The following is a 7782-nucleotide window of genomic DNA, read 5'->3' as shown; positions in this document are numbered from 1 at the left end:
AGCCCAGCCCGCCCAGCACGCCGGGTCCAGCCCGGCCTGCGCCCGGCACCCAGCCCCGAATGCGGCTCGGCCGGGCCTCAGCCCGGCCCGGCCCGGCTCGGCTCGGCCGGCGCAGCGTGATCGACTCCGTTTCGGCGATATCGCGGTGTCTTCCACCCGCGGATAGCGCGATTTCGGGGAAACGGAGTCGATCTAGGGCCAGCCCCAAAGCAAGGTCTCAGGGAGCGCGACAAAGCGGGCCAACCGCCAACCGCCAACCGCCAACCAACCAACCGGCCAACCCGCCAACCCGCCAACCGCCAGCGCGGCCGGCGCCGCGTCGCTCCAGGTCAGACGAGTTCGCGGACGACACAGGGCAGCCACGCCAGGACCATGCAGGACGAGGCCGCCGCCGGGGCCGGGTACGTAGACCGCGGCACCGTGGGTCAGGCGGGCCGCCGGAGCGGGCAGGGCATCCGGGTCAGGACGGCAGGGGGGCGCAGGAGGCGGCGGCCACGCCTTCCAGATAGCCGCGGGCTCGTTCCGCCTTGGGGTAGCGGCCGACCAGCGCCCAGAACCGGGCGTTGTGGCTGGGCACGATGAGGTGGGCCAGCTCGTGCAGCAGCACGTAGTCGATCACCCACTCGGGCATGTCCTGCACGCGGTGCGAGATCCGGATGCTGCGGTCGGCGGGCGTGCAGGAGCCCCACCGGCCGTTCTGGTTGGTGACCCATCGGACGCTGGTGGGCACCGCCCGGGCGCCGTACCCGGCGAGGTAGAGGTCGATCAGCCGGGTGGCTCGGGTCAGCAGCTCGTCGTCCGAGCGGGCGAGCCGGCCTTCACGAGCGGCGAGCCGGGCGAGCATCCGGTCGACCCATTCGCTCTCCTCGTCCCGGGAGAACTGGTCCGGGATGAGGACGACGACCCGCTCGCCGTCACGGTACGCAGACACCGTGCGTCGTCGGCGCTGGCTGCGCCGCACCTCGACGACCGGCTTGCGCGTCCCCGCCATCACTGGCCCGCGCAGCCTCGGCTACGTGTCACGAAGGAAAGCTAATGCGTACTGACCAGGGGTCCGCAAGGGTCAACCACCCGACACGCGCCCAGAAAATGGTGATTGGTCGCTGGGCGTCCCGAAAATTTCTTGGCCGGGTCGCCGCTACGCCATCTCGTCACCCTTGGTGAACCCCGATGGCGGCCCCGTCCGGTCCACCTCCACCGTAGGTGATCACCGTGCTCGGCGCCTCCGCGGGGGCACCCGCACGGGTGGCTGAGAGGGTTTGGTCGGCGTGTCCCCGCCAAACTGACTTATCCGACCTAATTCGCCATGCACACTCTCGACGTCGACTTGCTCACAGTGTCGATGCACAGCTGACATGGAACCGCCCAGACCTGGGTAGGGTCCGCGGACCAGCGGTCACGAGGGTGGCCGCGGAGTGAGACCCAGCGCCGGCGCCCCGTGTGGCCCGCCGCCGGGCACCCCGCCGGGACGGCATTGACCGGCGGACGAGACGAGGAGGGCACCGTGGCCGACCAGGCCCAGACCTACAACGGTTACTGCGTGAAGTGCAAGGAGAAGCGGGACTTCGAGGGGCACGTCGAGGTCTCGAAGACCGGAATGAACATGGCCAAGGGCAAGTGTCCGGTGTGCGGAACAACAGTGAACCGCATCCTCGGCAAGGCCAAGGTCTGACGCGTACGGGTGATCGGGGGCGGGGTGGCCGGCGGCCACCCCGCCCCCGTTGCCATCGATGGCCTGTCGGTTGACCGACACCATTACCGGCGGGCTGTGGATAACCCGGCGAATCCTGTGGACAGCGCTGGACAGCGGCCCGACCACCTGTGGACAACGATCGACCGAGAGCAGGGAAACGGTCACGATTCGTCATCATGAGTCGTACCGCACTGCCGCGCCCGACCCTCCTGCCCGGCCTCAGCCGGCTCTGGCGGGACCGGCACACCCTCCAGCTCGGCGTCGGCCCCGGGCCCGCTGTGCTGCTCGAACTGGCCAACCCGCGAGCCGCCCACCTGCTCGACCTGCTCGACGGCACCCGCAGCGAGCGCGCCGTGCTGGCCCACGCGCCCACCGCCCGGGTCAGCGCCGACGAGGCACGTGACCTGCTCGACGCCCTGCGCACCGCGTGCCTGCTGGTGCCCGCCCACAGCCTGCTTCCCCGCGAGCTGACCGGGCCGGTCCGGGTCCGGCTCGCCGCGGAGGCCGGCGCGCTGGCCCTGGCCGCGGCCCGGCTGCCCGGCACTCCCGCCCAGTGCCTGCGCCGGCGACGGGCCGCCCGGGTGCTGCTCACCGGGGCCGGGGCGCTCGGCGCACCGCTGGCGGTGGCATTGGCCCAGTCCGGCGTCGGGCAGGTGATTCCGCACCTCACCGGCCCGGTACGCCCCGTCGACCTGGTCGGCACCGGCATCCCGGCCGCCGAGCTGGGCGATCCGCTCGCCCCGGCGGTACGGGCCGCAGTCGACCGCGTCGCGCCGGGCACCGGCACCCACCCGGGCCGGACCGCCCGGATCGACCTGGTGGTCCAGCTCGGCACCGACCGTCCGCCGGCGCTGCTCGCCGCCGGTCTCGCCCAACGCCGCCAGCCGCACCTGCTGGTCACCCTGCGCGAGGGCGTACCGGTGATCGGGCCGCTGGTCCGCCCGCCCGCCGGGCCCTGTCTGCACTGCGTGGAGCTGCACCGGGCCGATCGCGACCCGGACTGGCCGCGGCTCGCCGCCCAACTCGCGGCCGCCGAGCCGGCCGTCGCCGGCGCGACCGGCACACTGCTCGCAGCCATCGGGTACGCGCTGGCCGAAGCGCTGGCGCAGCTCGACGGCGGCACCCCGGAGACGCTGGGCGGTGCCACGGAGATCACCGGCGCGGGTCGGTTTCGCCGCCGGGGCTGGCCGCCGCACCCGGCGTGCGGGTGCTCACCGAGCCGCGTGTGGGCACCAGCCCGGCAGCAGAGCAGCAGCGGGGCCCTTCGGTCGGTAACAATGACCGTGTGACCGACATCCCGCGCCGGGCCGTGTCCCGGACCGCCAAACTCGCCGCTCTGCCGCTCGGCTTCGCCGGGCGGACCGTCCTCGGCATGGGTAAGCGCGTCACCGGGCTCGCCTCCGACGTGATCTCCGCGGAGATCCAGCAGCGCACCGCCGAGCAGCTCTTCAGCGTGCTGGGCCAGCTCAAGGGCGGCGCGATGAAGTTCGGTCAGGCCCTGTCGGTCTTCGAGGCGGCGCTGCCCGAGGAGATCGCCGCCCCCTACCGCCAGGCGCTGACCAAGCTCCAGGAGGCCGCTCCGCCGCTGCCGGTCGCCAGCGTGCACAAGGTGCTGACCGAGCAGCTGGGCCCGGACTGGCGGGACCGGTTCGTCGAGTTCAACGACACCCCGGCCGCCGCGGCCAGCATCGGCCAGGTGCACCGGGCGAGGTGGCGCGAGCCGGGGTACGGCCCGTCGGGCGAGCCGAACAGCCGCGACGTGGCCGTCAAGATCCAATATCCGGGCGCCGGCGACGCGCTGCTCGCCGACCTCAAGCAGCTCTCCCGCCTGGGCGGGATGTTCCGGGCCATCCAGCCCGGCCTGGACGTCAAGCCGCTCCTGGTCGAGCTGCGCGAACGGATCACCGAGGAGCTGGACTACGAGCTGGAGGGCGAGTCGCAGCGCACCTTCGCCGCCGCGTACGCCGACGACCCGGAGATCTACATCCCGGCGGTGATCTCCGCGTCGCCCCGGGTGCTGATCACCGAATGGGTGGCGGGCACACCCCTGGCCGACATCATCCGCGAGGGCACCGAGGAGCAGCGGGACGAGGCCGGCCGCCTGATGGCCACCCTGCACCTGTCCGCGCCGCAGCGGGCCGGGCTGCTGCACGCCGATCCGCACCCCGGCAACTTCCGGATGCTGCCCGACGGCCGGCTCGGGGTGATCGACTTCGGTGCGGTGGCCCGCATGCCGGAGGGCACGCCGGAGCCGATCGGTCGCATCGCCGGGCTGGCCCTGCGCAACGACGCCGACGGCGTGGTGGCTGGGCTGCGGTCCGAGGGCTTCGTCAGCTCCACCGAGGAGATCGACGCCGAGGGGGTGCTCGACTTCCTCCGTCCGATGCTGGAGCCCATCGCGGCCGACGAGTTCCGCTTCACCCGGGCCTGGCTGCGCGCCGAAGCGGCCCGTCTGGCCAGCCCCCGCTCCCCCACCTACCAGCTCAGCCGGCAGCTCAACCTGCCGCCGTCGTATCTGCTCATCCACCGGGTGACGCTCGGGTCGATCGGCGTGCTCTGCCAGTTGGAGGCGAAGGCGCCGTACCGGGGCATCCTGGAGCGCTGGCTGCCCGGCTTCGCACCGGTCGCCTGAGCGGCGCCGGCCATCCGCGCCGGCTGTTGACAAAGACTTCGTTGCACGGCGAAAGGGGCGGGTGCCGGTTGGCACCCGCCCCTTTCTGTGTCGGTGGTACTAGAGAACGCCCAGGTCGCGTGCCGACTGGTTACGGCTGGTCATGGCGACGGTACGGGCGGATCGGGTTGCCTCAGTGCTCGTGGTGGTACGACCGGCCTGAGGCCGGCGCATTCGAGCCCGGGACAACGCTTCGTGGAGTAGTTGCATCTCGAAGGCTCCAGTCGGTACGTGCAGCATCGTCTTCTCACTCGCTGCCGGCAGGTCACCGGCGTAGTTGGTACGGATCGGGAACATGTCAGGCTGCCAGCCGGACCGCGCCACGCACCTCGGACAGCCCACTGGCCGCCAGGCGCGCCTCGGCCTCGACCCGGAGCTCGGCGTCACGTGCGACGTCCTCCTTGCGCGGACGGCCACGGGGCCGCTTGCGCGGGACGACCACGCCACGCTCGAAGATCTCGCCGCCCCAGACGCCCCACGGCTCCGCTCGCTCCACCGCTCCGGCCAGGCACTCGACGCGCAGCGGGCAGTCCCCGCAGAGCGACTTGGCCAGCTCGAGCTCGGCAGGCGAGTCGGAGAACCACAGGTCGGGGTCGAACTTCCGGCAGGGCAGGTTCGCCTCCATCTCGACGCTCACGTCGAGGGGGGCCAACGCCAGACTCATCGCCCGGTCACCTCTCTCTCACTTCGATCTCGTGGATCGCATTCCGACGTACTTCGGCGGGGCAAAAAACTGAGGCCGCGGATCCCGGTAAGCGGGTTCCGCGGCCTCGAGGTGAGCCGGTGTCTGATGAATCAGACCGGTCTACCTCGAGGTGGAACGCCGCGGACATCCGTGCGCTTCTTGGCGCCCTGAATGCCCATGCCCGTGAAGCCACTGGTCCCCTCGACTCCGATGGGTGCGACAGTCAGGTTCAGCTCGGCCTGAACCTGGTGCACCTGCGGAACCGACGGTCGTGCGGCCGCGAGGGCCACCCGGACAGCCGACAGCGGAGCGTGGACAGCTGGCATCGCCGCCAGACGCTCGTAGGTGAAGATCTTCACGGGTGCCACCTCCCTCACGTTCCTCATATATCGACCGGACCAACCCCCGTGAGCAGCCGGAATGGCGCCGCTCGCGTGGTGTGTTCTGAGGCTATTCCTCGCGCCGGGGCGAGGGCAAACGAATTTACGACGAGATTTCGAAAGTTTTCTCCGGGCAGACGTCGTCCACCCCCGCGCCACCCACCAGCGCCAGCACCGAGTCCCCGTAGAGGCCCAGCTTGCGGGGGCCGATGCCGGCGATGGCGATCAACTCCTCCGGCCGGCCGGGCCGCCGCTCGGCCAGCGCGATCAGCGTGGCGTCGGTGAAGACCACGTACGCGGGGACCTTCTGCGCCCCGGCCACCCGCTGCCGCCACTCCCGCAGACGTTCGTGCAGCTCATCGTCGATGTCGGACGGACAGGTGGGGCAGCGGCCCAGCTTGCGGTCCGGGCCGGCGAGCAGGGTGGCGCCGCAGATCCGACAGGAGACGATCTGGGTACGGCGTCGCTCGGGGCGGCGGGCCGGACCGGCGCCACCGGTGGCCCGCTCGGTCCCGCCGGAGCGGTCCAGTTGGGGCAGGAACCGCGACGGGCGCCGGGCGCGTCCGCCCGGCGAGCGCGCGGCGGCGTACGACAGCCAGAGCCACTGCCGGGCCCGGGTGATCCCGACGTAGAGCAGCCGGCGCTCCTCCTCGACCTGCTCGACGGTCTTCGCGTACGTGGTGGGCAGGGTGCCCTCGGCGAGGCCGACCAGGAAGACCGCGTCCCACTCCAGCCCCTTGGCCGAGTGCAGCGACGCGAGGGTCACCCCGTCCACCGTCGGCACGTGCTGCTGGGCGGCGCGGCGGGCCAGCTCCTCGGTGAAGTCGGCCAGGGTGACCGGGCGCTCGACCGCCGCCGCCTCGCCGATCGGCACCACCTCGGGGGTGGCCGCGTACTCCTCGGCGAGCTGGACCAGCGCGGCCAGCGCCTCCCACCGCTCGCGGGCCGCGCCGCCGGCCGGGGGCGCGTCCGGGGCCCAGCCGACCGCGGTGAGCGCCTCGACGACGGCGGTCGGCAGCGGGGTCTCCCCCGGGATCGACCGGGTGGCGGCACGCAGCGCGATCATCGCCTGGCGCACCTCGGCCCGTTCGAAGAACCGCTCCGCGCCCTGCACCACGTAGGGGACCGCGGCCTCGGTGAGTGCCTTCTCGTACGCCTCGGACTGCGCGTTGGTCCGGAACAGCACGGCGATCTCCTTCGCCGGGGTGCCCGCGTCGATGAGGGACCGGCAGCGGGCGGCCACCGCGTTCGCCTCGGCCGGCTCGTCGGTGAAGATCCGCAGGTCCGGCTCGGGGCCGGGAGGGCGCTGCCCGCTCAACTCCAACCGCAGCCGCGCCTCGGCGCCCCGGGCCTGGGAGATCACCGCGTTGGCCAACCCGACCACCTGCGGGGTGGAGCGGTAGTCACGAACCAGCCGGATCACGGTGGCGCCGCGGTGCCGGCGCGGAAAGTCGACCAGGTACGCCGAGGTCGCCCCGGTGAACGAGTAGATCGTCTGGCTGGCGTCGCCGACCACGGTCAGATCGTTCCGGCCGCCCAGCCAGGCGTCCAGCAGCCGCTGCTGGAGTGGGTTGACGTCCTGGTACTCGTCCACCACGAAGTGCCGGTACTGGCCGCGGACCTGCTCGCCGACGTCCGGGTGCTCCTCGATGCCCCACACCGCGGCGCGCAGCATGTCCTCGAAGTCGATCACGCCGTTCGAGCGCTTGAGCTGCTCGTACGCGGTGAACACCTCGGCCACCTTCGCCGGCTCGTGCGGGGTGTCGCGCAGCGCCCGGGCAGCGGACACCACGTACTCCGTCGGCTCGACCAGCGACGACTTGGCCCACTCGATCTCGCCGGCCAGGTCCCGTGCGGCGGCCCGGTCGGTCCGCAGGCCGACCCGGGCCGCGGCGAGGGTGACCAGCCGCACCTTGCTGTCCAGCAGTTCGGGCATGGCCCGGCCGGCCAGCAGCCGGGGCGCGAAGTAGCGCACCTGGCGCAGCGCGGCCGCGTGAAAGGTCCGTGCCTGCACACCTTGCGCCCCGAGCAGAGTGAGACGGTGTCGCATCTCGGCGGCGGCCCGAGCGGTGAAGGTGACCGCGAGCACGTGCCGTGGGGAGATCTCGCCCGAGAGCGCCCGATGGGCGATGCGGGAGGTGATCGCGCGGGTCTTGCCGGTGCCGGCGCCGGCCAGGATGCAGACCGGACCGGCCGGTGCGGTCACCGCGGAGCGCTGCTCCGGGTCCAGCCCGGCGAGCACGCTTTCCGACGCTGAGTGAACCGCCACAACCAGGAATCATCTCAGTTGTCCCGGACGTTGCAGCGAACAGCCTCGGCTTGATCCGCAAGCCGGCGGCGGATGAGTTGGAGG

The 7782-nt window shown here is 72.3% G+C and carries 7 protein-coding genes; 3 read left to right on the top strand and 4 right to left on the bottom strand.

Going from position 1 to position 7782, the window contains the following annotated elements; genetic code table 11:
• Positions 1 to 460: 460 nt before the first annotated feature.
• Complete coding sequence (locus EAD98_RS03870) at positions 461 to 991, bottom strand: M48 family metallopeptidase (protein ID WP_121652691.1); 531 nt, start codon at positions 989 to 991, stop codon at positions 461 to 463.
• A 513-nt stretch (positions 992 to 1504) separates the two neighbouring features.
• Between EAD98_RS03870 and EAD98_RS30645 the strand changes: the two genes are divergently transcribed.
• The 3 genes from EAD98_RS30645 (at position 1505) to EAD98_RS03860 (ending at position 4325) form a co-directional block, all read left to right on the top strand.
• Positions 1505 to 1672 carry a DUF5679 domain-containing protein gene (locus EAD98_RS30645; protein WP_007464795.1) on the top strand — a complete coding sequence of 56 codons (168 nt, stop codon included), beginning with the start codon at positions 1505 to 1507 and terminating at the stop codon, positions 1670 to 1672.
• 197 nt (positions 1673 to 1869) lie between these two features.
• Positions 1870 to 2982, top strand: a complete 1113-nt coding sequence (locus EAD98_RS03865) for a hypothetical protein (RefSeq protein WP_121652690.1) — start codon at positions 1870 to 1872, stop codon at positions 2980 to 2982.
• The gene (locus EAD98_RS03860; RefSeq protein ID WP_121652689.1) at positions 2979 to 4325 is read left to right on the top strand and encodes an AarF/ABC1/UbiB kinase family protein; all 1347 of its coding nucleotides are present in this window, start codon (positions 2979 to 2981) and stop codon (positions 4323 to 4325) included. Before EAD98_RS03865 ends, EAD98_RS03860 begins: the two co-directional genes overlap by 4 nt.
• 337 nt (positions 4326 to 4662) lie before the next feature.
• Here the strand turns inward: EAD98_RS03860 and EAD98_RS03850 are convergent, their stop codons facing one another.
• The 3 genes from EAD98_RS03850 to EAD98_RS03840 form a co-directional block, all read right to left on the bottom strand.
• The gene (locus EAD98_RS03850; protein WP_121652688.1) at positions 4663 to 5028 is read right to left on the bottom strand and encodes a WhiB family transcriptional regulator; all 366 of its coding nucleotides are present in this window, start codon (positions 5026 to 5028) and stop codon (positions 4663 to 4665) included.
• A 131-nt stretch (positions 5029 to 5159) separates the two neighbouring features.
• Positions 5160 to 5408: a hypothetical protein gene (locus EAD98_RS03845; RefSeq protein WP_121652695.1), complete on the bottom strand. Its 249-nt coding sequence runs from the start codon at positions 5406 to 5408 to the stop codon at positions 5160 to 5162.
• Between the two features lie 124 nt (positions 5409 to 5532).
• Entirely contained in the window at positions 5533 to 7698 is a 2166-nt protein-coding gene (locus EAD98_RS03840) for an ATP-dependent DNA helicase UvrD2 (RefSeq protein WP_121652687.1), read from the bottom strand.
• Between the last annotated feature and the right edge of the window lie 84 nt (positions 7699 to 7782).

Origin of the sequence: Micromonospora sp. CV4 (genome assembly GCF_003667455.1) — a bacterium.
GTDB lineage: Bacteria > Actinomycetota > Actinomycetes > Mycobacteriales > Micromonosporaceae > Micromonospora.
Note: the sequence above shows the minus strand (reverse complement) of the source record. Positions and strands in the feature narration are given on the sequence as shown.